The 25,054-nt window shown below is 65.4% G+C and carries 21 protein-coding genes; 16 read left to right on the forward strand and 5 right to left on the reverse strand.

Annotation, left to right across the window (positions count from 1 at the left end; genetic code table 11):
- The first annotated feature begins 519 nt into the window (after positions 1-519).
- From QSU92_RS12335 to QSU92_RS12355, 5 genes are read left to right on the forward strand one after another with little or no spacing between them, the layout of a single operon-like run.
- The gene (locus QSU92_RS12335; protein ID WP_289262274.1) at positions 520-1,800 is read left to right on the forward strand and encodes an O-antigen ligase family protein; all 1,281 of its coding nucleotides are present in this window, start codon (positions 520-522) and stop codon (positions 1,798-1,800) included.
- 14 nt (positions 1,801-1,814) lie between these two features.
- On the forward strand, positions 1,815-2,675 hold the full coding sequence (locus QSU92_RS12340) for a glycosyltransferase family 2 protein (RefSeq protein WP_289262276.1): 861 nt from the start codon (positions 1,815-1,817) through the stop codon (positions 2,673-2,675).
- A gap of 41 nt (positions 2,676-2,716) precedes the next feature.
- Complete coding sequence (locus QSU92_RS12345; RefSeq protein WP_333783470.1) at positions 2,717-3,754, forward strand: polysaccharide pyruvyl transferase family protein; 1,038 nt, start codon at positions 2,717-2,719, stop codon at positions 3,752-3,754.
- A 58-nt stretch (positions 3,755-3,812) separates the two neighbouring features.
- Positions 3,813-5,156: a TolB-like translocation protein gene (locus QSU92_RS12350; RefSeq protein WP_289262280.1), complete on the forward strand. Its 1,344-nt coding sequence runs from the start codon at positions 3,813-3,815 to the stop codon at positions 5,154-5,156.
- The gene (locus QSU92_RS12355) at positions 5,143-6,396 is read left to right on the forward strand and encodes a lipopolysaccharide biosynthesis protein (RefSeq protein ID WP_289262282.1); all 1,254 of its coding nucleotides are present in this window, start codon (positions 5,143-5,145) and stop codon (positions 6,394-6,396) included. Before QSU92_RS12350 ends, QSU92_RS12355 begins: the two co-directional genes overlap by 14 nt.
- Before the next feature lie 420 nt (positions 6,397-6,816).
- Here the strand turns inward: QSU92_RS12355 and QSU92_RS12360 are convergent, their stop codons facing one another.
- The 4 genes from QSU92_RS12360 to QSU92_RS12375 form a co-directional block, all read right to left on the reverse strand.
- Entirely contained in the window at positions 6,817-7,941 is a 1,125-nt protein-coding gene (locus QSU92_RS12360; RefSeq protein ID WP_289262284.1) for a glycosyltransferase, read from the reverse strand.
- A gap of 546 nt (positions 7,942-8,487) precedes the next feature.
- A complete protein-coding gene (locus tag QSU92_RS12365; protein WP_289262286.1) occupies positions 8,488-9,447 on the reverse strand; it encodes a hypothetical protein in 960 nt (319 codons plus the stop codon).
- Positions 9,398-10,945 carry a tyrosine-protein kinase domain-containing protein gene (locus tag QSU92_RS12370; protein ID WP_289262289.1) on the reverse strand — a complete coding sequence of 516 codons (1,548 nt, stop codon included), beginning with the start codon at positions 10,943-10,945 and terminating at the stop codon, positions 9,398-9,400. Before QSU92_RS12370 ends, QSU92_RS12365 begins: the two co-directional genes overlap by 50 nt.
- 149 nt (positions 10,946-11,094) lie before the next feature.
- Positions 11,095-11,685, reverse strand: coding sequence for an arsenate reductase/protein-tyrosine-phosphatase family protein (locus QSU92_RS12375; protein WP_289262291.1), 591 nt, complete (start codon positions 11,683-11,685; stop codon positions 11,095-11,097).
- 34 nt (positions 11,686-11,719) lie between these two features.
- On the opposite strand from QSU92_RS12375, the gene QSU92_RS12380 reads away from it, so the two are divergent.
- The 3 genes from QSU92_RS12380 (at position 11,720) to QSU92_RS12390 (ending at position 14,054) form a co-directional block, all read left to right on the forward strand.
- Positions 11,720-12,475: a CPBP family intramembrane glutamic endopeptidase gene (locus tag QSU92_RS12380; protein WP_289262293.1), complete on the forward strand. Its 756-nt coding sequence runs from the start codon at positions 11,720-11,722 to the stop codon at positions 12,473-12,475.
- 252 nt (positions 12,476-12,727) lie between these two features.
- Positions 12,728-13,276 (forward strand): hypothetical protein, encoded by a 549-nt coding sequence (locus tag QSU92_RS12385; RefSeq protein WP_289262295.1) that lies wholly within the window; start codon positions 12,728-12,730, stop codon positions 13,274-13,276.
- 31 nt (positions 13,277-13,307) lie between these two features.
- Positions 13,308-14,054: a CPBP family intramembrane glutamic endopeptidase gene (locus QSU92_RS12390; RefSeq protein ID WP_289262298.1), complete on the forward strand. Its 747-nt coding sequence runs from the start codon at positions 13,308-13,310 to the stop codon at positions 14,052-14,054.
- Here QSU92_RS12390 and QSU92_RS12395 read toward each other — a convergent pair.
- Positions 14,018-15,316, reverse strand: coding sequence for a wax ester/triacylglycerol synthase domain-containing protein (locus QSU92_RS12395; RefSeq protein ID WP_289262299.1), 1,299 nt, complete (start codon positions 15,314-15,316; stop codon positions 14,018-14,020). The two genes, QSU92_RS12390 and QSU92_RS12395, sit on opposite strands and share 37 nt — an antisense overlap.
- Before the next feature lie 190 nt (positions 15,317-15,506).
- Here QSU92_RS12395 and QSU92_RS12400 point away from each other — a divergent pair, with 190 nt between their 5' ends.
- The 8 genes from QSU92_RS12400 (at position 15,507) to QSU92_RS12435 (ending at position 25,015) form a co-directional block, all read left to right on the forward strand.
- Positions 15,507-17,288, forward strand: coding sequence for a fatty acyl-AMP ligase (locus tag QSU92_RS12400; RefSeq protein ID WP_289262301.1), 1,782 nt, complete (start codon positions 15,507-15,509; stop codon positions 17,286-17,288).
- Positions 17,285-18,739: an acyl-CoA dehydrogenase family protein gene (locus tag QSU92_RS12405; RefSeq protein WP_289262303.1), complete on the forward strand. Its 1,455-nt coding sequence runs from the start codon at positions 17,285-17,287 to the stop codon at positions 18,737-18,739. The genes QSU92_RS12400 and QSU92_RS12405 overlap by 4 nt, the downstream gene beginning before the upstream one ends.
- A gap of 235 nt (positions 18,740-18,974) precedes the next feature.
- On the forward strand, positions 18,975-20,261 hold the full coding sequence (locus QSU92_RS12410; protein ID WP_289262305.1) for a hypothetical protein: 1,287 nt from the start codon (positions 18,975-18,977) through the stop codon (positions 20,259-20,261).
- 21 nt (positions 20,262-20,282) lie between these two features.
- Positions 20,283-20,537, forward strand: coding sequence for an acyl carrier protein (locus QSU92_RS12415; protein ID WP_289262307.1), 255 nt, complete (start codon positions 20,283-20,285; stop codon positions 20,535-20,537).
- A gap of 124 nt (positions 20,538-20,661) precedes the next feature.
- Positions 20,662-21,864: an ROK family transcriptional regulator gene (locus QSU92_RS12420; RefSeq protein WP_289262309.1), complete on the forward strand. Its 1,203-nt coding sequence runs from the start codon at positions 20,662-20,664 to the stop codon at positions 21,862-21,864.
- On the forward strand, positions 21,864-22,823 hold the full coding sequence (locus QSU92_RS12425) for a carbohydrate ABC transporter permease (RefSeq protein WP_289262311.1): 960 nt from the start codon (positions 21,864-21,866) through the stop codon (positions 22,821-22,823). Before QSU92_RS12420 ends, QSU92_RS12425 begins: the two co-directional genes overlap by 1 nt.
- On the forward strand, positions 22,816-23,679 hold the full coding sequence (locus QSU92_RS12430; protein WP_289262313.1) for a carbohydrate ABC transporter permease: 864 nt from the start codon (positions 22,816-22,818) through the stop codon (positions 23,677-23,679). Before QSU92_RS12425 ends, QSU92_RS12430 begins: the two co-directional genes overlap by 8 nt.
- Positions 23,680-23,761: 82 nt before the next feature.
- A complete protein-coding gene (locus QSU92_RS12435; protein ID WP_289262321.1) occupies positions 23,762-25,015 on the forward strand; it encodes an ABC transporter substrate-binding protein in 1,254 nt (417 codons plus the stop codon).
- The last annotated feature ends 39 nt before the right edge of the window (positions 25,016-25,054 follow it).

The raw sequence follows: 25,054 nt of genomic DNA on the forward strand, positions 1-25,054 counted from the left end.
GGAGCGCGTGTTCAGCACGACTGGGTTCCCCTCTCGTCGAGACGGTCGATACCGGCGTGCCTGTAGGTTCGTCACTCCGACTAGCCGCGCAGCGACAGGATGCGCCTTGGTGGCCACAGAGGTCGCTAAGTCCCTCCCGATATTCGCAGCACGCGGGGTACATACTTCCGGTAATCTCGCCAAGCGGCAGCGAGCTACCCTGCGAGAGCAGACCCATGATCGCGAACCCGTGCTCGGGACCCGCTCACGCTGATCCTCAAGAGCAAACCCGCGTCGCAACCAATGGAGCCTAAAGATCTATCACATGACGTTCGTTCAATCGGGCCCGGCGACACTGTCCTCAGGCAGCGACGGCCAATTGGAGCCGGATAATTGCTGAATGGCATCCGTCAGGGACAGATGAGGCGGATCCGGCTGCGGTCGGCAGGAGCTTCGCATGTGATACGGGTGGCGTGTAGGGGCTCTACTACATATGTAGATTGTGAGATCGAGATGGCGAACTCCCAGGGGCGCACAAGGATGAGTTGGAAAGCGCGCCGCGCTTTCTATCTCCTCTACATCACGTTTCTTCTAGGCGCACCGTCGGTGATGCTGCTTCCGAACGCGAGTCTCGGCAGCGGAGCTTCTAGTAGCAACCAGGTCTTTTCGATTGCGTGGGCAAGTGTTCACCTTGTCTCGGTCGTCATCATCCTGAGCGGCAAGTGGCGCTTCAGCGACCTGATCACGGCGCCGATCTTGTTCGGTCTACTCACCATAGTTTCAAGCACATGGTCATCTGACCCTTTGGCATCGTTGCTATACGGTGGGATGCTGACAGGGAACATCTTGGTTGCAAGGCAATTTGCCCTCGAAACATCCCCGCGAGATATAGTGCGATTGGTAACTTTCATCATCATCGCTTTGTGTGGGCTGGGCATCCTCCTTTACTACTTAGGTCTGGATCAAACCATTTGGTATGACACCCGGAGCCGAGTGAACTTCTTCGGCGGCGAGTTCCTCCGAGGTCTCTTCCCGCATCGGATAACGGGTGCGATATACGCTGTGATCGGCGCCGTCGGAGCAATGGCAGTTATGACGGGAGCCCGCCGGATTGTATCGCTAGTCATTGCGTCTTGGTTCCTTCTGCTTTCCGCGGCTGCTACCGGCTATGTCTTGATAGTGGTTGGGTTCCTTGCCTACGCAGTTGCGAGGCGTTCGGTGCGGAAGAAGACTTCCTACCAGACGTTTTTTGTTACGCGTGGCATACTCGGCGTGGCTGGCGCCGTAGCCGTGCTAAGTCTGTGGGAAACAGTGCTGGGAGCGCTAGGCCGTGACGGCACGCTCACCGCGCGAACGCTCCTATGGGAGTGGGGGCTTGAGGCGTGGCGAGTGAAGCCGCTCTTTGGTTGGGGATACAACGCCTACTTCGAATCGGACCACGCCGCTTACGCGCATGCGCTCAGCGAGGGTCTTCGCTACTACGATGTACCCCACTTTCACCAATCCTTCATACAGACGGCGGTGGATTTGGGATTGGCTGGCGTTTTGTTGGTCGTCATTGTTCTGACAAAGGCACTCATAGATTCGTACCGAGTGGGTGTGATAGACGCTGGGGCGGGCTCTGCATTCTTCTCGTATACCGTGGTATTGATTGTTGCCGCGTTCTCAGGCTACGTTTTCGCCGAGTACAACTATTTCTGCACTTTTGTACTTTTTGTCATCTTTTACGCGGGTCAACGGGCGGCGCGCAGCCCTGACCCCAAAATTGGGGGGCAAATGCGCGGACCGAGATCTCACCTTGTCACCCGCCCACGACTATGAATGCGATCTATAACATGGAACCTTTGCTGGCGATTGTTTCTCCGATGCACAATGAGGCCCACAATATAACGGGGCTGGTGGCGTCTCTCAATCAGCAGACGTTTAGGAACTTCCATTGGTTCGTAGTGGACGATGGAAGCGACGACGGCACGGCCGAACACCTGAATCAGGCGGCATCGTCAATAGCTCCCCAGATAATCCGGAAAAAGAACGACGGCGGCCTCATAGGCGGTTCAGCTTTCTCTTCTTGGCGGAGGGGCGTCGATCGCGCACTGGAGTCGGAGGCTCAGTTCACTCATTTCATGAAGTTGGACGCCGACGTGCGCCTTGAGCCCGAATACCTCTCGCGAGTTCTCCAGCTTTTTTCAGACACGCGCGTCGGTCTGGCGAGCGGCGTGATCACCACGAGAGGCATGGCCGAGCAAGCGGTGCACACCCCGGGTCCCGTGAAGATGTACTCGCGGGAGGCGCTGGATGTAGTGCTGACTTTGCCGCAGGCCATCGGATTCGACATCATGGACGAAGTGTTGCTCGAGTCGCGGGGATTTGAGACGGTAGTCGATAAATCTGTCGGGTTTGATCTGTCCCGTGCTATCGGCGCGAGCGAGGGCTTGGTCCACGGCAGAGTCCGCAACGGGCGCGGTTGCCGATGGACCGGGTACAGTCTCCCCTACTTCCTGGTTCGTTGCGCGCGCTACTTCTTGCGCAGGCCGTTCATCGTCGGGCCGTTCGCCATGCTGTGGGGCTACCTGACCGCAGGACCTGGACCTTATAGCAAAGACTTGCGTCGACGACACGCGCGCTTACAGAGAACGAAGCTTCGCAGGGCACTCGCGCACCCGATGCGCTTCTACCGCGAGGTGTACGCGAGGTGATGATCTCTGTGTCGAAACGCCGGAGCAAAGCATCTAGGTGGATGCGGAGTCGGCAGGTGGCCGTCATCGTCAATCCTGCGGGCCAACGAGACAACATCGGGGATTCTGTTCTTCGTCGCGCCTATCTAGACGCGTTGCGTAGCCGTGGCGAATTGCACGTGCTAGTGGGGAAAGACCGTGACTTCAGTTCGGGATTGGGTCTCCAAGCACACGACGTGACATACGCTTCCCGGCTCTCGTGGTTGCGTTCCTTCTGTGGTCTCGTGCTTCGCCGCCGGGTCGTTTTTGGTGTCAACTCCGGCGAGTTCGTGGGGCATCGTCAAGACAAGTTGCGCTCGACGTGGCAGATTTGGCTTGCTAGGGCAGTAACGCTCACCGGCGGTAGCGTGGTCGTGGCGGGCGTAAGTATCCGACCGGGGACTAGCGTAGGAGCTACATACCTGCCGCAGCTCGCCAAACACGCGAGTATCGTCTCCTGGCGCGACGGTGCGACTTTGTCCGAGGTAGGTCTCGGCTCAGTGCAGCCCGACTGGGCGTTCAGATTCGGCGGCAACACACAGGAAGCCGAGCGCGGCTACCTTGCTGTATCGCTGCGTGGTGATCGCCCCGCTGTGAGCGACGCCTGGATCGACTGCATCAAGGCCTTCGCTCGTAGCGAGGATCTGCTACTGCGGGTTGTCGTCCAGGTGAGACGAGATTCGGCTGCGGCAATCTCGCTATCACGGCGACTTGAGGCAGAGCTTCTTGACTGGCCTGCTGAGCGACCTCACGGTGAGCACGAGCGCGTTGTGAGGGAGTTTTATCGATCGTGCCGAGTGATCGTAAGCGATCGGATCCATGCTCTGATCATCGCCTTGACTGAAGGAGTTATCCCGGTCGGCGTGGTGACCCAGGACGTGGAGAAGGTCCGACGCACCTTTGAGCATGTAGCCCCTCTAGGTATGGTCGACGCGACCCGAGAAAATGTGACGGAGAAGGAACTACTCGAAGCGGTGCGAGTCTCATCTGCCATTCAGAGGCGCTTACCCGCAATTCGCGAAGAACTCGACAAAGTCCAGAGTCGCATCAGTGCGTGCTAATTCCCCGCCTCGAGGCAGACTCGAAACTTTGCATAACCCCCTATCGCAAGGATGACAAGTGCTTACCCTGTCTGACACATTTCCGTTGTATGAAGAATTCGGCCCCCGTGTGCCGGTGTATCAGATCTCTCCCGCCGGGGTATCCGCAATCCACAGATTTTACGATACATCCCCGATTAGTCCGTCTGGCGAACTCATTGCCTATACGGAGTTCGACTTTGAGGACCGGCTTCCTAAGCCTGGAGACGCGGCGTCTGTAGTGGCGATTGACCTGCGATCCGGGCGAGAAATCTTCCGGACACGCACTCTGGCTTGGGACACACAAGTTGGTGCACAGGCCCAGTGGGGGTTTGATGATAGTGAGTTGTTCTTCAACCGGATGGGTAGTGACCTTTGGACTCCCTACGGCGTCAAGGTAGATCCACGGACAGGCGAAGAGTTTGCGCTCGACGGGCCGGTATACGTGATCTCACCCGATGGCAAGACCGCGCTGTCGCCGAGTCTAGCGAAGATTTGGCACGTTCAACCAGGCTACGGAGTCACCGTTCCCGGCGACATGCGCCAGAAGAATGTTGGATTCGCGGCAGACGACGGGCTTTACGTGACAGACGTTTCCACTGGCGCCTCGCGACTGGCGCTCAGCTTCGACGATGTTTACTCGCGATTCTCGGCCGATTTCGCTAAGTCTAAGCTCTCACCCGCAAACGGGGCGATGTACGGCTTCCACGTCAAGTGGTCTCCAGATGGTACTCGAATCATGTTTATCCTTCGCTGGAAGGAAAATTCCGCCCGCAGAGGGCGCAGCCTGAACTGGATTATCACCATGGATGCGGACTTCTCCAACATGAAGATCGCTCTGGATCCGCGGACCTGGGCTGGCGGCCATCATCCAAATTGGTGTCCGGACAGCGAGCGCATCGTGATGAATCTTCTGGTAGCTAACCGCACCCCGACGTTTCCAAGGACTGCCAGGCTGATTGACCGCATCGCGCGCCGGCTAAGGCTCCGCTCGTACCGCCCAGCCTATGCCCTCCGCTTCGTTACCTTCGGAGGGGACGGGTCCGACCTGCATCCCGTATCCACAAGACACTTGGGTTCAGGCCACCCCACGTGGCATCCCAACGGATTGATTCTCACTGATGCCTACCCCTGGGAGCCGGTTGCGAATGGCGACGGTACCTCTCCGCTGAGGATGCTTCGCGTCGACCGCGATACGGTCGATGAGGTCGTTCGAGTGCGGACCAAACCGGATTACTGGGGCCCACTGCGCGAGTGGCGCATCGATCCTCACCCGGCGTGGAACTATCAATTCGATACCGTCACCTTCAACGCCTATTCAGGCGGGAAGAGGTCAGTATTCGTGGCCAAGATGGATGACGTGGTAGGGCATGGTGTTGCGTAGGTTCCGTCGATTTCTTGGAACGGGGCCCGCGCGCAATTTGATTTTGGGCCAACTTATCGGCCAGTTGGCGATGCTCGCTTCACTTCCTTTTCTTACCCGCTTGCTCGCGCCGGAAGAAATGGGTGTATACCAATTCGCTCTCTCGTTGGCGATAGTTCTTCAACCTTTGGCTACATTACGTCGTGAACTGGTCATTCCTTTCGGCGATTCGCGCGAAGCACGGCAAGAAAGGCGGACTGGTCTCGTTGCCTCAGCTCTCCTAGTCTGCTTGATCCTGCTGTTCGGAAGCGTCACATGGGCGATCGGCGCCGATACCATATCGATCGGAGCGGTATCGACAGCTATGCTGTTGGCTTCGTTATCCCTCACCTATATCGAAAACGCATACCTGATCCGACTGAATGCGCAGAGACGCTTAGCGGCCCGAAATCTGGTCGGAGGCGTGGGATGTGCCCTGCTCCAAGTAGTGGCAGCTTTTTACTTTGGCGGTGCCCTGGCGGTAGCGTTTGCATACCTGATAGGTAGAGTAATCGCGACAGCGGTGACCATCACGCGTGCTCCGACTATCGACGAAGTCGCAGCGACGGGAAAGGCGCCTCGACGGCATCGATTTAGTGCAATCCTTTCGGGGATGATTGCGGCCGCGTCTAGTCAGGTTATCGTCATGGGATCGACGCTCGCTCTTGGGGCAGCGGGCGGAGCACAGGTTGCCGTCGCGCAGCGAGTGGCGGCCACACCAGTTAGTCTCATCTCGCAAGGGTTAATGCAGGTCACGCTTGGTGCGGTGGCGCCCCTCATACGTGAAGGGAATCCTGGCGTCACGAAGAAGCTTCGCGAGCAAACGTTGCGACTAACGGCCTTCTCGATCCTAGTTGTAGCTTCCCTCGCCGTCGGAGGCCCGCTGCTGGCCGGGCCGGTGCTCGGCCCGGAGTGGGTCGACGCGGGTGTGCTGATCGCCGTATTCGCACTTCCGCTCGGGCTTATGCTCGTCGCACTTCCCGGAACGACTCTCCTTGTTCCCCTTGGCAAAGAGAGGCTTCTCATGATGCTACAGTCGGCTCGGTTGGTAGCGATCGTGGTGACTTTCTTGATCGCGGGGTCGTTGACGAACAGTATCCTGGTGACTTCCATCTTCGCGTCTATCACCTGGGTTTTGGCCTATATCCCGCTTATGATCGCCGCGTTTGCAGCTTCTGCAGAGCACGACCGCGACCAGGGCGGACCACAACGCGCGGGCTAACCTCGCCGAGTGGGTGCGTCCGAATGGCCTCCTTCACGTCGCATGCCCATGATTCTGATTCCTCAGAAGTTGGCTCCCGCAGGCCGCGTCGAGCGACGCCGACCGAGGTCCCCAGCGTTCACCTGATGCGGGGATGAGCGAGGGGCGTTGCACTGCAAGGCAATTCAGCCGGATCGCCGCAGAGGCAGCCGTTTTCTCGGCCGATCGAGGGAGTCGGTTACCAATGTAACGTCGGCGTACAGATTCTGGGAACCCGCGGTTCTGCACCTTTGCGTTCCGCCCGTACGGGGTCGAGTGGGACAAGTAGGTTGCGATACCCCGGATGAATGGCTTCCATACGGATGACGAAAACAGCCGAGGTTAACGCAGCTGTTACACCGGCAGATCGACGTTGTCTGTGACCCGTGAATTCCAATGATCCTAGTCTTTGGCGTCCTGATGGGCGCGTTGCACCTGCAGCAACGAGAGGAGGGTAGATGCGTAGGCGGTGTTGACGTTGCTCCATGAATAGTGCTCGGCCGCGCGCCGGATATTGTGTTCGGCGTGACGGTCCATACCCCCTTGGTCTTGGAGCACGGACGCAACAGTTTCGGCTATGGCGTGGGGATCCGCCTCTACAAACCAGCCGTTGGCTAGCACCTCACGGTTGTAAGCCGTATCTCGAGCAACGATAGGCGCGCCCGCCGCCATCGCCTGCACGAGCGCTGGATTGGTGCCGCCAACGCTGTGACCGTGGAAATACACTCCGGCGTGTTGCCACAAGCTCAGTAACCTTGCGTCGTCACTGACATGTCCTAGCCAGTGAATGCGGGGGTTTAACTCAGCCAACTTCGACGCCCGCTCATCAAGCTCTCCGCCGTACCCCGAGGAGCCTACGATGACAACGTCAGTGTGCTTCGCGATCATGAGGGCGGCATCGAAGAACTGAGGGACTGTGTTCTCTGGAACAAATCGCGCAACCATCAGCACGTACTCACGGTGCTTCAAGCCTGGCTCAATCGGCAGGTCTGCCTCAACGGTGTCACCGCCATAGGGAATGAAATGGCCACGCCGCCGAAAATCTTCCTCCCATCTGCGGGCGATCTCCTTCGCATCGAATACCAAGCTCGTCCCGTGTCGGGCTGTCCAGGTAGCGCCAGTCCGAAACACCCATTTTGCGACGGGTCCCCACTTTGCGCGGTCCCATTCGATGCCGTCGACGTTGATGAGGGTGGGCACTCCGGCGTGCTTGAGAATTGGCAACCAGAACCCATTCGCGCAATTCATCACCAGCGCGACATCGGGCTTGTGACGCGCAGCGTGGATCGCGGACGTTAATCCAAAGCTCAGCGTGCTGAGCGACTTTGTCTCAAATCCGAATGTTTCGACAAGTCGAATGCGAGGATCGCGAGTGTGATCCTCAAGACGGGACGCATTCGGCCGCCCATATACGGTCACGTCCCAACCGTCGTTCGCCAAGTAAGGCGCGAGCTTCCGCACCGCGGTCTCGAAACCGCCATAATAACTCGGGTACCCACGCGTTCCGATGATCGCAACTGACGGCATGAGTATTCTCCTCTTGTCGTACTTCGGGCCAGTGAGCAGCCGGGGGATGAGCGCGAAGACTTGTTGGTCTTGCGTTGATGACTAGACAACAGCAAGAAGGGCATGTCTCTGACATATGACTCGCGGTGTGGCCGCTCTGGGCTTGCCCGCGCATTAGTTGGCGGAACACGCGTGACATCCAGCTTCGACAAGAACATGCATCGAATGTGATCCCAATGTTCCGAGACCTCGCTCGGTAAGAACGAGCCAGCCGGAGAAGAGATGCTGAGGTCGCAGTCGTATCCTGACAAGTGGCGGAACTAGGGACACCGTCGGGTCCAGGCCCGGTGTTGCTCACTGCCCGTGAGCGGCTGTTCGTCCCCGCGCGGAGTAGCAACGAAAGACGGTGCAGGTCTATATCTCTCGAGAGAGGGTCATCCACCTCTAGTGCGGGCACCGTAACAGATCGAAACCGGTCTTGACAGCCTTCCGATGACGCGAGGTCCCGGCGAGTATTTTGGGGGCTTACGTTTCGGTCGAATCGATCGACGATCGGTGGCTTGGCGATCACGAGGGAGCCAAAATCTGTTCGGCCGACCACAGGACCGGAACGCCGTCTGTGATCTCCAACGCAGCCGGCAGCGCAGGATCTGCGGTGGATATACAGCCGACCAGCACGGGCGCATCCGGCGATTCGGCTGGGAAGCGGCTGACTGTCGTGCCTTGGCACGCTGCGCTGGTATGTGCGACGAGCAGGTCTCGGCCGTCGAACGCAACAGCGATTGCTCCCTGCGCTGCGAGTCCTCGCCAGCCATCACCATTGCTGACTGAGGGTGACCCGTCGCACAGCAAAGCAACAAGATCGCCAGAGCTTCGCAGGCCGAAAGCGGACCCGCAGGGCGCGGGAATCGAGTTCGCTCCCAGGTCGACGGTCGCTGAGTCGGCGGAGTCGATATATCGGGAATTCGCGAGGACATCGGGATAGGACTCCCAGAAGCGGCCCTGCGTGTAGGTGCGTAGTGCCTGCAACTCGCACCCCGGGCCGACCCTTACCACCATCTCGGCCTCCGTCGGGGTGAACGGGTTTAAAGACAGCAGTTCGCCGATCTCAAGGTACCGGGGGGTCACGTCCAACCACGTCTGTCCGCCATCGACGGATCGTTCTACGAGGGGTTCGATAACACCGCAACGCCCTGCCGTTCCACGCCACCATGCATCTTCTCCGACGGAGAAAAACCGTTCTTGGCCGGGCGAAACCTGTACCGCACTTCCGGGCGGTTCGGCGGTCGGCGTTGGGGTCTGCGTCTGTATACCAAGCGAGAACGACGGTACGGGATTGGGTTGGGCGACAACGTCGCCCCGCAGACGACCGAGCGCGAGAACGGACAGGAATATGACGGTGAGTGCAAGAATGCCGAGGAGGCCGAGCGCCATCCAGCGGGCGCGCTTGAATTGCAAAGAATGTCGAGCCACGTTCTCAGCGCTGTTGTGAGCGGCCGACGTCGGCAGGGCGGCGAATGCTGGCATCACCCGGTGCTGGACGGTCGCCCTTTAGGGCGGACGTGGGAGCGGGGGCAGGAACAGGAACCACCGCGATCGGCGTTGCGCGTCGCCGCCCGGAGCTAGCGGTTCGCCGTCGCAAACCCTTTGTCGACTGCTCCTCGAAATAGCCGTAACCATATCCATAGCCCGCGCCGTATGCATAGTAGGCGTCGGGACCACGAGTGGGCACCATCGTCATCACCAGCCCCGCGATCTTCGCCCCGACCGTCTGTAGTGCCTCGATGGCACCATCCAGCTGGTGCCGATTGGTCTGTCCCGACGCCACCACCACGATTGCCCCACTTGTTGCTTTGGCGAGAATCGCGGCGTCGGTGACCGGAAGAAGGGGTGGCGCGTCACACAGGACCACATCGAAGTCGCGTTCAAGCACCTCAAGAAGCGTATGCATCTGCGCCGAACCGAGAAGCTCACTCGGGTTCGGGGGTACCTTACCCGCCGGCAGAACGTAAAGGCTCCGCTGGCCCCACGGCAGCATGACGTCGCCAACACGGGCACGGTTGATCAGCACGTCGGTCAGGCCCGCACCTCCCTCAATGCCGAGGTACTCGGCAACTTTGGGTTTTCGCAGATCGGTGTCGAGAAGAGCGACCCGCTTTCCGGCATCCGCTAAGGCGATGGCGAGGTTGATCGTTGTCGTCGACTTGCCCTCGCTCGGCACGCTCGAGGTGATAACAAAACTCGATCGACCCTCCATGTCGAGGAATTGCAAGTTGGTACGTAGAGCCCGGAACGACTCGGCGCGTGGGCTGAGTGGGTCGGCGTGCACGATGAGGGGCCGTTCCTTAACCCGGGGATCGAACGGTATGGCGCCGATCATCGGACGATCCGTGATCTGCTCGATGTCGCGCGGAGAGCGAATGCGGGTATCGAGGACGGAGCGCAGGATTGCCGCGCCGACCCCAAGACCGAGACCGACCAGGGCACCGAGTATCAGGTTCAACGGAACGTTCGGGCTCGACGGCGCGAGAGGCGGAAGAGCGTCCTTCACCCGAGTCAGGCGCACAGGGCTAGTGTCCGAGTCATTGGGCGTCTCGATCTCCTCAACCGCAGCAGTGAGGCTCGCGGCAAGGGCATTCGCGATGTCCGCAGCGCGGATCGGGTCGGGATCAGTCACCGTGATCGTGATCAGCGTCGTGTTAACGGCCGAGGACGCCTCGACTTGCTCATCGAGCTCAGCTGCGGTGACGCCGAGGCCAAGTGCCGCGATGACTGGATTCATGACAATCGGAGCGCCAACAAGATTGGTATATGTCGTCACGCGCTGCTGCGTGAAAATGTTTCCCTGCTGCAAATCCTGAGCAGTCGAGCCATTCTGGCTCGAGACGAAGACAGTGCTTTGGCTCTCGTATTGGGGCGTCCTCGTCAGTGAGTACGTGGCGGCGATGCCGATGCCCAAGAGCGTCGCGACCACGATGATCAGCCAGTTTTTCCGCAGAATGCGGATGTAGTCGATGAGCTCCATGGTGCCTCTCGTGTCCCGAACTTGCGGACCATACTGCCATGGGGGTGTTTCGGGGGTGTGATCTGAGGTGGCTGAGCGGGGTGTTGGCGTGGCGTTCTCGCTTCGCTCGGCTCGTATACGGCCACTGCGGCTTGCTCGACCACAGAACTCTAGAACGCGAGTTTGAGGGCTCGGACTGTGGACGTCACGGCGGGCTCCAGCTGAGACGCTGACAGCTCGTAGGTTCGCCAGGAGCGGCCGTAGGGGTCGATGATGTCGTCGTCGGCAGGATCAGCAGGCGGCAGGACGAGACCGCGTTGGGAGGCCACCGCTGCAGTGACAGACCGAACTCGAGATGATGCATCGGCGCCGCCAGCCTGCGCAGCGCTTCGTAGCTGATGGTCGGTGAGGGAGTCGGCGAGGCGGCCGAACTCTCGGATAGTGAAAGTCGACCGCATGCGCGACGGTGCGAGCTCGACGACCTCGCGGCGATGTTCGCGTGTCATTGCGAGGATGAGGTCCGGCCCGGCGAGGTGTGACTCCATCAAGAACCGCGAGCGGTGACGCGCGATGTCCGCGCTCGAAACCCCCAGCGCGGTGGCAAGGGCGACCGTTTCTTCAGTCATCGGCGCTTCGCGAAGGCCTCGGGTTCCGGCGCTCGCAACGAGGACGTCGAGCGGGGCGAGCCGCGTCTGAAGCAGCGCGGCGGCCAGCGGTGACCGGCAGATGTTGCCCGTGCACACCGTGAGGATCTCGAACACAGGGGTACCTTTCCCCTCGGGGTAACGTGAGCGAGTGCTCGATCACTCTAGCGATGTCGACACCGCCGCCCCGCGCCGATCATCGGGACGGCGGGCGCGTACCGACTGGAGACTCGGCGGTCACACCGTGCGTCGCTGGAATGAGTGGCTGCTCGCGATCGCCCTCGTCTGCCTCGGAGTGGGGGTCCTTTTCGGTGCCGTCATTGACTGGGCCTGGGATGCGCCGATCGCACCGCTTGTCGGGACAGTCATCGTCGGCGTGGCAATGATCGTGCCGATCGTTCTCGCGTTCCTGCGCTCGCGCCCGATCGGTTTCCTGAGATTCCGGCCGCTCGACCTGCTGTGGGGCGTTGGCCTGGGAGTGTTCGTTCGGCTCGTCCAGGGTCTGTTGAGTGGTGCGGAGCCGCTTCCGACCATGGCGACGATCGACGGACGCTCATCGGAGTGGTGGCCGATCGAGGCTTCCGGGGCGGTCGTCGTCGCGCCGGTCGTGGAGGAGCTTTTCTTTCGCGGCGTCCTCCTCGTCACGCTCTTCACGATCCTGCGCCGTCTGGTCGGTCACACCGCGGCCGGGATCATCGCTGCGCTCGTGTCGACCGGGCTCTTCGTGATGCTCCACGCGCTCGCCGGCGAAGCTGAAACCGAACAGGTGATCGGGCTCGCGCTTCTCGGATTCACGGCCTCCGGCGTGGTGCTGCTCACCGGCCGAATCTGGGGAGCTATCCTTCTACACGCGGTCTACAACACCTCGTTCGTGGTCCTCGTTGCGCTCGGAACCGCTCTGACCTGAATCCAGGAAAAAATTCTTTCGCCCGGCGAGACTCCGGAATTCCGCGGAAATCCGCTCCCTTTGTCCCCCAATTGGAGGACACGCCGTACCAAAATGTTACTTCCTGGAAACTTCCTGGGTTATGGAAACCCCTTGCCCTCCCGCTAGCATTGCGGAGGTACGGCGACACAGCTCGCACACAGCTAGCTCTCATGTCGCTCTCACCTCAATAACCAACATCCACGCCTAGGACCTTGTGGGGGGTACCAGCGCATGATCAAGAAGTCTCTTACCGCAGTCGGCATTGCCGGCTTCATCGTTCTCGCCGGAGCATCGGCGGCCAACGCCGATTACGCATCCGAGGTCGAGGCCACCGTCGCTGACCCGACCGTGGTTCCCGGCCAGGCGACCATCATCACCGCGACCAACGTCGACGGCACCACGACCTTCGCGACGTCGGGCCCCGGCGTCACCGAGAACACCCTGACCTCGATCTCGTTCGCCGCCGTTGCGGCTGACACCGCGGTCAAGGAAGCGGGCGACGACCGCACCGCGCAGGCGACCTTCACGGCGCCGACCGCGGGTGGCACGTACACCATCCAGATCGAAGACGAAGACGGTGACACGCAGAGCGTCACCCTCACCGTCGCTGCCGCAGGCAGCGGTTCTGGTGGCACCGGCGGCACGGGTGGCACGCTGCCCGCGACCGGTAGCGACGCCGTTCCGGCCGCAGCCATCTGGCTCGGTGCCGGCGCTGTCGGCCTCGGTGGCATCGCCGTGACCGCTGCGGTGGCTCGCCGCCGCGCTGCGTCGAACCGCTGAATCGCGGCCAGAAGCAGCTAGCCTCTTCTCTATGACAACGGCTCCGGGCGCCAGCCCGGGGCCGTTGTTCCTTTTCGCCCGCGCCTACCAGCACCCCTGGCGGGCGCTCCTCATCGGCGCCGCCGGCTTCGGCACGGCCGCGCTGCTGCTCTACGTCGTCGACGCCACCGGGCCGATGTGGGCGGGTATGCCGGGCTGGCTCGCGGCCGCGGCCTCGATTCTCGCTGCCAACGGCCCCCTCTTCCTCGCCGTCATCGCCGCCGCGACCTTCGCGTCGATCGTCGGATTCGGCCGCGCCACCGGCATCCGTCACTGGACCTGGACCGACCTCGCCCTCGGTGTCTCGGTCGGTCTCGTCGTCCGGGCCGCGGTCGAACTGGTCGCGCCCACCCTCGGCGGGTTCGGCGGACCCCTCGGCGGAGCGCTCTCGGGTGACGCCACGCTCGCCCTGGTGATCGCCGCCTCGGCGGCGGTGCTCATCTCGCCGATAGTCGAAGAGCTCTACTTCCGTGGACTGCTCGTGCGGGCCCTCTTCGACGCCGTGTCTGAGGCGGGGCGCATCGGCGCCGCGATCGTCGCGGTCGCCACCTCGACCGCCGCCTTCGTCGTGCTGCACGTCATCGCCGCCGGCGCCCTCGTACCTTTCGGGCTGCTCGTCGGCTCACTGGGAGTGGGCATCGGGTGCGGCGTGCTCGTCGTCGTCACGGGGCGCCTGGGCGGCGCGATCATCGCCCACCTGTTCTACAACGCGTCAGGACTCGCGCTGCTGCTCTGGTGAACTGGTGACGTGAGCGCATCGCCCAGCACGTCGAGCACCGCGCTCGTGTCGGTCTGCTGCTGCGTGGTCACCGTCACCGACAGCTTTCCGTCGTAGAGCAGCGCAAAGGTCGACAGCTCATCGTGCGGCAGGCTCGCCGGCAGCACGACGACCTCGTCGAGCCGCGCCCCCGCCAGATACCGGGCGCGCGACAGCCACGGCACGAGGGTGGCGTACCCGACCTCGCGGGCGGCAGCCCGCTCGGAGTCTGACGCCTCGGTTCCCGACAGCTGTGCCCTCACGGATGCCACCAGCTCGGCCGGATCGGTCAGGGCGCTGCCGACGATCTCGGCGTCGGTCACCCGGTTGCGGCTCTGCTCGGTCGCGCGTCGCAGCACCGGCACGCGCACGCGCACCGGCTCTCCCGTCGGCGCCGACGCGGCGGTGATCGCCGCGGCCACGACCAGGTCGTTCATCGTGCCGTCGAGCTCGGCGCCGCGCGCCTGCACCGCGTCGCCGTCGAACGTACGGAAGCCCGAGTGCGTCGTGGGTGGCGGCGCCGGCTGATCGCGGAAGCGACGAGTGACCCGCGCCGCGACCCGGCGCGCCCGGCGGACGACGGGCTTGCGCAGGTACGCCCGCACACGCGCCCCGGCCGAGTCGCCCGCGCTCCACCACGCGCGAAGCGCCAGTCCGGGCAGCTCGACGCTGCGCGCCGCGCGCTGACCTGCGAACGGGTCATCCGCGCTCTTGGGAACGCCGTCGAGCTTCGACGCGGTGAGTGCGGCGAGGAACTTCATCGTGCGCAGCGCATCGCCGCCGGCGTGATGCATGAGGATGCCCAGGGCGATGCGCCCGTCATCGAGCGGCGTGAGGCGCAGCCGCCAGAGCGGTGCCGACAGATCGAGCGGTCCCTCGTCCCATCCGATGAGGGTGCGCAGGCGCGCGGGTGCGAGCGTCTCCACCGCGTCGGCGAAGACGAGGTGGGTGTCGAGGTCGAGCTCGTCGACGGGGACCCACGCGGGCGGGGTGAGTCCGAGCGGCGCGCGCTGGAGGCGCGACCGGGCGTAGGGGAGCGGATGCGCCGCCCGCCCGATCCACGCGCGCACGCGCTCGCGGTCGATCGACCCGTCGGCGCGGCGCAGCTCGCCGCCGGTGAACACCGCCACCCCCTGCATGTGCATCGCGGTGAACGACGCCGTCGTCGAGACGTACCCCTCCTCCCACACCTGCATGAACTCGGCGTGAGGGGGGCGGGATGCGACGGGCGAGCGTCGGCTCATCGGGTGTCTCCCTCGGGTGCGGGTGGGCGGCGGGCGCCGCTCGGGATGCGTCGAACCCTGGCATCCCGGTGTTGCGACCATGTAAATACTGCCGAAACGAATGGGTGTGTCGGGGGTGTGCCCCGTAGGCTGTGCGCTAAGCCTCCAGTGTCGCAGGGCTATCGAAGGATCCACGACACAGGGGGTAGAAGTGGTTTCCACGGCATGGGGGATGCCCGAATCCCACGCAGCCGCACCGCCGGCGACGTTTCTCGACGCGATGCGGCGCAGCGCCGCCCGACGCGGCGACACCCGCGGCATCCGGTTCTACAGCGACGAGAAGACCTCGACGTTCCTGTCGTACGGCGACCTCGACACCCGCGCCAAAGCGCGAGCGGTCGAGTTGCGCGCTCACGGCGCCGCCCCCGGTGATGTCGCAGTGCTCGGGTTCCAGCCCGGGCTCGGCTTCATCGAATCGGTCTACGCCGCCCTCTACGCGGGCCTCATCATCGCGCCGGTGCCCGTCACGGTCGGACGCAATCCGCAGAGCGTGATCGACCGCATCGAAGCGATCGTCGCCGATGCCGGCAGCCGGCTGGTGCTGACGGATGCCTCGTCGGCACCGCTCTTCGCCTCGGCAGCGCTCGAGAACGTCGACGTGCAGATCCTCGCCGAACCCGATCTTGCGTTGGCCGAGGAGTGGGCTGCGCCGGAGATCACGCCCGACTCGATCGCGCTGCTGCAGTACACGTCGGGCTCCACCGGAACGCCCAAGGGTGTCGTCGTCAGCCACGGCAACCTCGTCGCGAACGAGGAGGCCATCGGCGCCGCCGTCTCGGACGGCGAGGACGCGGTGTGGGTCGGATGGCTGCCGCACTACCACGACATGGGTCTCATCGGTCTGCTGTTCCGGCCCATCTACGCCGGCGTCGACTCGGTGCTCACCTCGCCCTCGCGGTTCCTCCGCCGCCCGCTGCTGTGGCTGCGCCTCATCACCGCGCACAAGGGCACCTTCACCGTCGCCCCCGACTTCGCCTATCGCCTCTGCGCCCAGGTCGTCACCGACGAGCAGCTCGCCGAGCTCGACCTGTCATCGCTCACCCACGTCGTCACCGGCGCCGAGCCGATCAAGACCTCGACCGTCGCGCAGTTCGTCGAGCGCTTCGCCCCCGCGGGCCTGCGCGCCGAGGCGATGATCCCCGCCTACGGCATGGCCGAGACCACCCTCATCATCTCGGCCGTAGCCGGCCGCCCCGTGACATCCATCACCGCCGACCTCGGCGCCCTCGAGCGCGGCGACCTGCTGCCCGCCGCCGATGACCGCTCGGTCGACCTCGTGCTGTGCGGTCCGCCGGTGCCCGGATCGCACGTCGCCGTCGTCGACCCCGCGACGCAGGAGCCGCTGCCCGACGGACGCATCGGCGAGATCTGGGTGAGCGGCCCGAGCGTGGCGCAGGGGTACTGGGGGAGGGCCGAAGAGACCGCCGAGGCGTTCGGATTCGCTTTGCCCGGCACCGACGCGCGGTACCTGCGCACCGGAGACCTCGGCGCGATGATCGACGGCGAGGTCGTCGTGGCGGGCCGCCTGAAAGACCTCATCATCTCCCACGGCCGCAACGTCTTCCCGCAGGACGTCGAGGCGGTCGCCTCCGCCGTCGTTGGCACCGATCCCGGCTGCATCAGCGCCGCGTTCGCGCTCGACGAGTTCCAGCCCTCCGAGGTCGGTCTCGCCGTCGAGGTCGACCCGAAGACCCTCGCCGCCGCCGACCTGCCCGCCCTCGTGCACGAGGTGCGTCGCGCGGTGATGGCCGAGTTCGGGCTGCCGAGCGTCGGCGTGGCACTCCTTCGAAAAGGGATGCTGCCGCGCACCACCAGCGGCAAGATCCAGCGTCGCCGCGCCCGCGCCGAACTCATCGACGGCGCCCTCACCCTCGCGGTCGTCGACGGCATCGAGGTGTCGTCGCCCAGCGACGTGAGCGGGCGGGTGTCGTGACGGCGCCGGCCGTTGCGGCGCCGACCGCTACGGCTCCCGGGTCGTCGGTGGGCCGCGCGGCGGCGATGCTCGACGAGTACCTCGGCGCGCCCGAGGTGCCCGACTCGCGGGTGTCGGACCGGCAGACCCTCGCGTGGGATGCCGCCTCGGTCCTTCCTGCGGGGACGATCGCCGCCCTGAATGACTGGGGCGTTCACTCCCACTACATCCCCGCGCAGTGGGGTGGGCGGCTCACCGGCATCCTCGACGCCGTCCTTCTCCTGCGCACCGTCGCCCGCCGCGACCTCACCGCCGCCGTCGGGCACGGGAAGACGCTGCTCGGAGCGGTGTGCGCGTGGGCGGCCGCCGACGCGTCGGCCGACCGGATGGCGCGGATCGTCGGCGCCGGCGACCCGGTGTCGTGGGGGCTCACCGAACAGGGGCGGGGCAGCGACATCGGCACCTCGATGACCACGGCCGACCTGTCGGGGGAGCGCATCGTCGTCGACGGCCACAAGTGGCCGATCGGCAACGCCACCCGCGGGCGCGCGATCACCGTGCTCGCCCGCACCGATGAACGCCCCGGACCCCGCTCGCTCTCGCTCGTGCTCGTCGACAAGACCGAGGCGGATGCCGCGACGATCAGCTACCGCGCACGCCGGCCGCTGCACGGCATCCGCGGGGCGGACATCAGCGGCATCGAGTTCTCGGGCACCTCGCTCGGGCCGGACTCGCTCGTCGGGGAACCCGGCCGCGGACTCGAGCTCGTGCTGAAGAGCCTGCAGCTGACGCGCACGATGTGCGCAGCGCTCTCGCTCGGTGCGGGCGACCGGGCGCTGTCGATGCTCGCCGACCTGTCGGAGGGTGACCCCGGGCTCGACGGTTTCGTCGCCGCATCCGCCGCTGACATTTTGCTCGCCGAAGCGGTGACGATGACCGGCACGGCGGTGTTCCACGCGCTGCCCGACGAGATGGCGCTCGTGAGCGCGTTCGTGAAGGTGCTCGTGCCCGACCTCGTCGACGGGGTGTTCACCGACGCCGGTGCGGCCCTCGGACCCGCCGCCCACCTCGCCGACGGCGATCTGGCGATGTTCGAGAAGGGCGCCCGCGACAGCCGTGTGGTCGGCATCTTCGACGGCAACTCGGTGGTGAACCTCAACGTCGTCATCAACGAGTTCGGCAACATCGCCCGCGGTGACGACCAGCCGGCCGATGCGGTGCTGGCGGCTCTTCGCACCGAGCCCGAGGCATTCGACATGGCGCAGTTGCGCCTGGTCACCCGCCGCGGCGCCTCGGTGCTGCGGGCGCTGCCCGACCTCGTCGCCCGCCTGGACGACGGACGCACGCACCCCGACGCGGTGCGCTCGGCGGCGCGACTCGCCGCTCACTGGCGCGAGCTGCGTCAGGCCGTCGCCGCCGTCGAGCGGGCACCGCTCCCCCGGCGTCGCAGTTCGCGCTCGCCGAGGAACTGACCTGGACCTTCGCCGGCGCCTCGGCCCTCGCCGTCTACCTCGCCCACCGCGACGAGCTGACCGGGCGGGCGTGGGACGACGACGCCTGGCTGCGCGGAGCGCTCGCGCGCGTCGCGCGCCGACTGGGACTCGAGCGCGGCGGCGAGAGTGTCGTCGGGCAGCTCGACGAAGCAGCCCGCGACGCCGCGGCCGCCGGTGTGCCGCTGTCGCTGCTCTCACCGTGGTGGGGTGCGCGGTGAGCGTCGGGGTTGCCGTGGACGATGTCGCGGTGCCGGGCACGGACGCGCACCGGGTCGACGCCCGTGAGCTCGTGCCGGTGTCGGCGGGTGGGTCGCTGGAGTCATGGTCGGGTCTCGTCGAGACCTTCCGGCCCGTGTTCCGGGACGACCCGAGCCGCGGCGCGCGGACCGTCGCGCTCCGCCTCCTCGGAGCGGCGGGGGCGTGGACGAGCCCCGACGCAGCCACGGTGGGCGCAGCGCTGATGAGCGGGGAAACCTGCGGCGTCGCCGTGCGCGGACATCTGCCGGCGGTGTTCGGGCGACGCGCCTCGGGTCTGCTGTCGGTGCTGGCCGGCCCGGTCGATGCCCGACTCGTCTTCGCGCGGACGCGCGACGACCTCGGCCGCGAATCGGCCGTGCTGCTCGACGGTGACGCGGTGACGACGACGGCGTCGCGCCATGCCACCGGACTCGAGGGCGTTCCCCTGCGGCGGGCGCAGGTGCGCGGCGCGCAGGTGCGGGCCGAATGGAACGTCGACCCGATCGCCGACGCGCACGCGCGGTCGATCGTCGCCGGGATGTGGCTGGCCGCGGTCGACACCGCTCTGCGGATGGCCGTGGACTACGCGCGCGGGCGCCGCCTCTACAGGGGGACGGTGTGGGACATCCCGCACGCCCGCAGTCTCGTCGCGCGCGCCCGAACCTGGTTGTCGGTCGCCGACACGGTGATCCAGGCGGCGCTCGCCGACCCGGGCGACGACGGTCTCGCTGCGGCGGTCGACCTCGTGCCGCTGCAGCTCGACGCCGCGATGCGCGCGCTGTCGGTGCTGTTCGGCTCGACCTTCTACGCGCGGGTCGATCCGTACGCCGACTTCGAGACCCTCGTGCGCGACGTCGGCTGCCTCGAACTGCTCGACCCGACCGGCGCCGGAGCGGCGCGGCGGCGCACACCGGTGAGCGTGCCCGCGATGGATGCTTCTGTGGTCGCGGAGATCTCGGCGGTGGCCGGGCCGCGCGTTGCGGCGGGGCTCGCCGCGGCATCCGACTCCTCTTTCGGTGTGACCACGCGACGGGAGTTCGGCGTCGTGAGCACGGCGCGGCTGGTCGCGTCGGGTCACGATGCCGGAGCCGTCACGGCGGCAGAGCGGGTCGCTGCCCTGACCCTTCTGGAGTCGTTCGCGACCGGCCGCCGCGCGGCGGCGCCGGACGAGTCGCTGGAGGTCATCGCCGCCGACACGGTGGGCCGCGTGGACGCCGGCCTCACCCTCACCCTCGACCGGGCGCCGCTCGGCGCCCCCGACTGACACCGATCCCTGGAGGACGACATGGACGCCATCGCGACCGAAACCGACGTGCAGGCCTGGCTGGCCTCGCGCGTGGTCACCTACGGCAAGAAGCTGCCCGGCGACTTCTCGGTCGACACCGACTTCGCCGACATCGGCCTCGACTCGGTCTACGCCCTGACGCTCTGTGGCGACATCGAGGACGAGTACGACATCGAGGTGGACCCCGAGATCATGTGGGACTACTCCACGATCCGTTCGCTCGCCGAGCACCTGGGGGAGCTCGGGGCGCGCTGAGCCTCAGGCTTCGCCTGTCGTTTCGTCTCGCTGCGCTCGCCCAACGACCGGAACAGTAGAACCTCTTGCTTTCTGACTTTGTTTAGTTTTAAATGAAGTCGTTCAGAAAGATCTGAGGTCAACGATGACATCGTCCCTTCACCGCACCGACGTCAATCGGTCGGCGATCCTCGCCCAGCTCGGGGCGCATGGCGCGGCCTCCCGCGCCGACCTGGCCCGCACGCTGAATCTCTCGCCAGCGCTCATCACGCAGCTCGTGAAGCAGCTCATCGGCGAAGGACTTGTCGCCGAGCTCGAGCAGGCGCCCTCCAGCGGCGGCCGCCCCGCGCGACTGCTCGGCCTCGCCGCTTCGGCGGGCCACGCGATCGGGGTGAAGGTCGGCGCCACCCACGTCGCGCTCGTCGAGGTCGGGATCGCCGGGCGCGTCATCCGCTCAGCAGAAGTGCCCTTCGACGCGACCGCCAGCACCTTCGTGCTCGACCTCGCCGACCGCATTCAGGCCTTCATCGGTGCCGGTGACGAGGTGACCCTCCTCGGCGTCGGGGTCGCGGTTCCGGGCACGGTCGACGAGCCGGGCAACGGCGTCGTCGAGTGCGGTGTTCTCGGGTGGAACAGCATCCACCTCGGCGAAGCCCTCCGCGGAGCCATCGGACTCCCCGTCGTCATCGAGAACGACGTCAACGCTCTCGCCGTCGCCGAGCGCCTCTACGGCATCGGCCGCTCGCACGAGAACTTCCTCGTCGTCACGATCGGCGCCGGCATCGGTGCGGGCATCGTCGTCGAGGGCACGGTGCTCCGCGCCGCCTCGGGCGGTGCGGGCGAGATCGGACACATTCCCGTCGCCGACGACGGACCCCTCTGCAGCTGCGGCAACCTCGGCTGCCTCGAGGCGGTCATCGGCGAAGCCGCGCTCGTGCGCCGCGCTCGCGAAGCCGGCCTGATCGACCAGGGCGCCGGCATCGACGACCTGCTCGCCGACGCCGAGGCCGGCGACGAGGAGGCCATCGCGCTCTACCGCGACGCCGGGCGGCTCCTCGGGCGCACCCTCGCGGGCATCGTGCACGTCATCGACCCCGCCGCGATCGTGGTGCTCGGCGAGGGAACCGTCGCCTGGGCGCACTGGTCGGCCGGGTTCGAGCCCGCGTTCCGCTCGCACTTGCAGCGACACCGCCGCACCATTCCGGTGAATGTCGAGACCTGGCTCGACGACAGCTGGGCGCAGGGTGCCGCCGCGCTCGTGCTCGCCACCCCGTTCGACACCGGCAGCGACGTTGGCGACCAGGGCCGGCTCATCCGCGCGCGCCTCGTGGGCCAGGGGAGCCGGTGATGACCGGACTCCTCAGCCAGGCCACGGCCACCCCGCCGGTCGACGGACCCCCCGCGCTCGGCCCGGCCGTCACGCGCCGCCGCGGATCGCGGCGGCTGCGCTACGCGCTCACCGTGCTGGTGTTCCTCTTGCCGAGCGCGGTGCCGCTCACCCTTTTCGTGCTCGTGCCGATGGTCTCAGCCGCCGGCATCAGCCTCACCGAGTGGAACCTGCTCCGCCCCGCCGAGTGGGTCGGCTTCGACAACTACGTACGGCTGCTCACCAACCCCGAGACCGCCGCCATCTTCTGGCACACGCTGTACTACATCCTCGGCTACCTGCCGCTGGTGTACGTGGGAGGCCTCCTCATCGCCCTCGCGCTGAACACCGCGCTCCGCGGTCGCACCCTCTTCCGGGGCATCTACTTCCTCCCCGTCATCACCAGCTGGATCGTCGTCGCCCTCGTCTGGCGGTGGCTGCTCAACCCCTCCAACGGCGTGGTCAACACCGTGCTCGGCTTCTTCGGTGTCGACGGTCCCGGATGGTGGACCGACCCGGCATGGGCGATGCCGTCGATCATTCTCGCGTCGGCGTGGAAGGACATCGGTTTCGTCATGGTGATCCTGCTCGCGGGGCTCCAGGCGATCGACCCCGAGCTGCTCGACGCCGCCCGCGTCGACGGTGCTGGACCCTGGCGCCGCTTCTTCTCGGTCACCCTTCCTCTTCTTTCTCCGGCGACCTTCTTCGTACTCGTCATCTCGCTCATCAACGGCTTCCAGGTCTTCGACCAGGTGTACGCGATGACCGGCGGCGGACCAGGCGGGGCGACCCAGGTGGTGGTGCAGCAGATCTACGACCTCACCTTCCGGTACGGACGTGCGGGCGAAGCATCCGCTCTGTCGTGGATGCTGTTCATCGTCATCCTCGCCGTCACCGTCATCCAGATCCGCGGACAGCGCCGGTGGGTGAACTATGGCTGAGACGACCCTCACTCGACGGCGCCCGCGCACGGGTTCGCGCACCCGCTGGAGCGCGCGCTCGATCATCCTCCACGTGGTGATCGCCCTCGGGGCGCTGGCAATGTTCTTCCCCTTCTACTGGACACTCATCACCTCGCTGTCCCCGGGCACGGGCCTGAGCGGCACGCCCTCCTTCTTCCCTGCGAACCCGAGCATCGATGCCTACCTGCGGCTCTTCACCGACGTGCCGTTCGCCCGCGTCGTCGGCAACAGCCTGCTGCTCGCCGTCATCACCACGCTCGCGCAGCTGTTCACCAGCGCCACCGCGGCCTACGTCTTCAGCAGGCTGCCCTTCCCCGGGCGGGGAGTGGTGTTCGGGATCTATCTCGCGACCATGATGATCCCGCTGCAGGTGCTGGTCGTACCGCTGTTCGCGCAACTGCGCACCTGGGGACTGGTCGACACCTACTTCGGCGCGGTGCTCCCGACCCTCGCCGCCGCGTTCGGCGTCTTCCTCCTCCGTCAGGCCATGAATCAGGTGCCGATCCAGCTCGACGAGGCCGCCTCGCTCGACGGTGCCGGACACTTCCGCATCTTCTGGGGCGTCATCCTCCCCAACATCCGTCCGGCCCTCGCCACCCTCGCGGTCTTCGCGTTCATGGGCAGCTGGAACAGCTTCCTCTGGCCGCTCGTGGTGCTGCGCTCGCCCGAGGTGCAGACCCTTCCGGTCGCGCTCGCGGGGCTCCAGGGGCAGTACACGACGCAGTGGGACATCGTCATGGCGGGCTCGGTCATCAGCATCCTGCCGATGCTCGCGCTCTACCTCTTCGCCCAGAAGTACATCATCCAGGGGGTCGCGAACACGGGGCTGAAGTAGCCCCGACTGCGTTGCACCCCTTTCCACCCCCCGTTCTTCACCAACAGGGACCCGTCCCACCGCATCAAAGGAGATACCCACCATGAGAGTCACCGCAAAAGCCGGTGTCGGCATCGTCGCCGCAGGACTCGTGCTCACCGGCTGCGCCGCCGGCAGCACGGGCGGCAGCGATGGCGGCAGCGAGAACGTCACCATCAGCTACACCAACTTCATCTCGAACGGCGGCAACGAGGAGAACCTCCAGACCATCGTCGACGCCTTCCAAGAGGAGAACCCCGGCATCACTGTCGATGTCACCACGCTTCCGTACGCCGACTACGCCACGGCTCTGCAGACGGATGTCGCTGCCGGCACCGTCTCGGACGTGTTCGACATCGAGTACGGCGGGTTCGCCGAATACCAGGCCAATGGCGTGCTGGCCGAGCTCGACGTCGAAGACCCGTCGGTCTACCGCCAGAGCGTGCTCGAGGCCTACCAGGCTGACGGTGCGCAGTACGCGCTGCCGAGCTCGTTCTCGACCGTCGTCCTCTTCTACAACAAGGACCTCTTCGACGCCGCGGGGCTGGACTACCCCTCCGCCGGCTGGACCTGGTCGGAAGAGCTCGCCGCCGCCGAAGCCCTCACCGATCAGGATGCCGGGGTGTGGGGCGACCACCAGCCGGTGAGCTTCTTCGAGTTCTACAAGGTGCTCGCCCAGAACGGCGGGGAGTTCCTCAACGAGGACGGCACCGCGGTCGCCTTCAACACCCCCGAGGGCATCGAAGCCGCCGAGTGGCTCGTCGAGAAGAGCGGCACCGTGATGCCGACGATCGAGCAGGGTCAGGGAACGCCAGACTTCGACACCGAGCTGTTCACCAGCGGCAACCTCGCGATGCTGCACACCGGCATCTGGATGTTCGGTGCGTTCGCCGAGGTGCCTTTCGGGTGGGACATCGCCGTCGAGCCGGGCAACACCCAGCAGGCGAGCGCGCTGTTCTCCAACGGTGTCGCCGTGTCGGCCGCCTCGGAGAACCAGGAGGCAGCTCAGGCCTTCGCGGAGTTCCTCACCTCCAGCGACGTCATGGTGCAGATCCGCCTCGACGCCGGGTGGGAGCTGCCCGCGATCTCGGATGAGGCCGAGCTCGAGAGCTACCTCACCCGCGGCGACCCCGAGAACCGACAGGCGGTGTTCGACTCGCTCGACGAAGTCGCGCTGCAGCCGGTGGTCGGCGAGGGCCAGCAGGAGATGCAGGACATCATGAGCGAGGAGCTCGTCGAGGCCCAGGCCGGACGGAAGAGCGTCGAAGACGCGCTCGCCTCGGCCGAGGACCGCATCAACGCCCTTCTCGGCGGCTGACCCCGGATGACCCGGCGGCGGGGTCTTCACTCCTCGCCG

The organism is Microbacterium sp. ET2 (assembly GCF_030347395.1).
GTDB lineage: Bacteria > Actinomycetota > Actinomycetes > Actinomycetales > Microbacteriaceae > Microbacterium > Microbacterium albipurpureum.

Coding starts and splice junctions, on each gene's coding strand:
- QSU92_RS12430 (WP_289262313.1), top strand. CDS start 22,816: ATGGCTGAGACGACCCTCACTCGACGGCGCCCGCGCACGGGTTCGCGC.
- QSU92_RS12365 (WP_289262286.1), bottom strand. CDS start 9,447: ATGCCAGCATTCGCCGCCCTGCCGACGTCGGCCGCTCACAACAGCGCT.
- QSU92_RS12360 (WP_289262284.1), bottom strand. CDS start 7,941: ATGCCGTCAGTTGCGATCATCGGAACGCGTGGGTACCCGAGTTATTAT.
- QSU92_RS12395 (WP_289262299.1), bottom strand. CDS start 15,316: ATGAGCCGACGCTCGCCCGTCGCATCCCGCCCCCCTCACGCCGAGTTC.
- QSU92_RS12425 (WP_289262311.1), top strand. CDS start 21,864: ATGACCGGACTCCTCAGCCAGGCCACGGCCACCCCGCCGGTCGACGGA.
- QSU92_RS12335 (WP_289262274.1), top strand. CDS start 520: ATGAGTTGGAAAGCGCGCCGCGCTTTCTATCTCCTCTACATCACGTTT.
- QSU92_RS12415 (WP_289262307.1), top strand. CDS start 20,283: ATGGACGCCATCGCGACCGAAACCGACGTGCAGGCCTGGCTGGCCTCG.
- QSU92_RS12340 (WP_289262276.1), top strand. CDS start 1,815: ATGGAACCTTTGCTGGCGATTGTTTCTCCGATGCACAATGAGGCCCAC.
- QSU92_RS12345 (WP_333783470.1), top strand. CDS start 2,717: ATGCGGAGTCGGCAGGTGGCCGTCATCGTCAATCCTGCGGGCCAACGA.
- QSU92_RS12355 (WP_289262282.1), top strand. CDS start 5,143: ATGGTGTTGCGTAGGTTCCGTCGATTTCTTGGAACGGGGCCCGCGCGC.
- QSU92_RS12420 (WP_289262309.1), top strand. CDS start 20,662: ATGACATCGTCCCTTCACCGCACCGACGTCAATCGGTCGGCGATCCTC.
- QSU92_RS12435 (WP_289262321.1), top strand. CDS start 23,762: ATGAGAGTCACCGCAAAAGCCGGTGTCGGCATCGTCGCCGCAGGACTC.
- QSU92_RS12390 (WP_289262298.1), top strand. CDS start 13,308: ATGACAACGGCTCCGGGCGCCAGCCCGGGGCCGTTGTTCCTTTTCGCC.
- QSU92_RS12370 (WP_289262289.1), bottom strand. CDS start 10,945: ATGGAGCTCATCGACTACATCCGCATTCTGCGGAAAAACTGGCTGATC.
- QSU92_RS12385 (WP_289262295.1), top strand. CDS start 12,728: ATGATCAAGAAGTCTCTTACCGCAGTCGGCATTGCCGGCTTCATCGTT.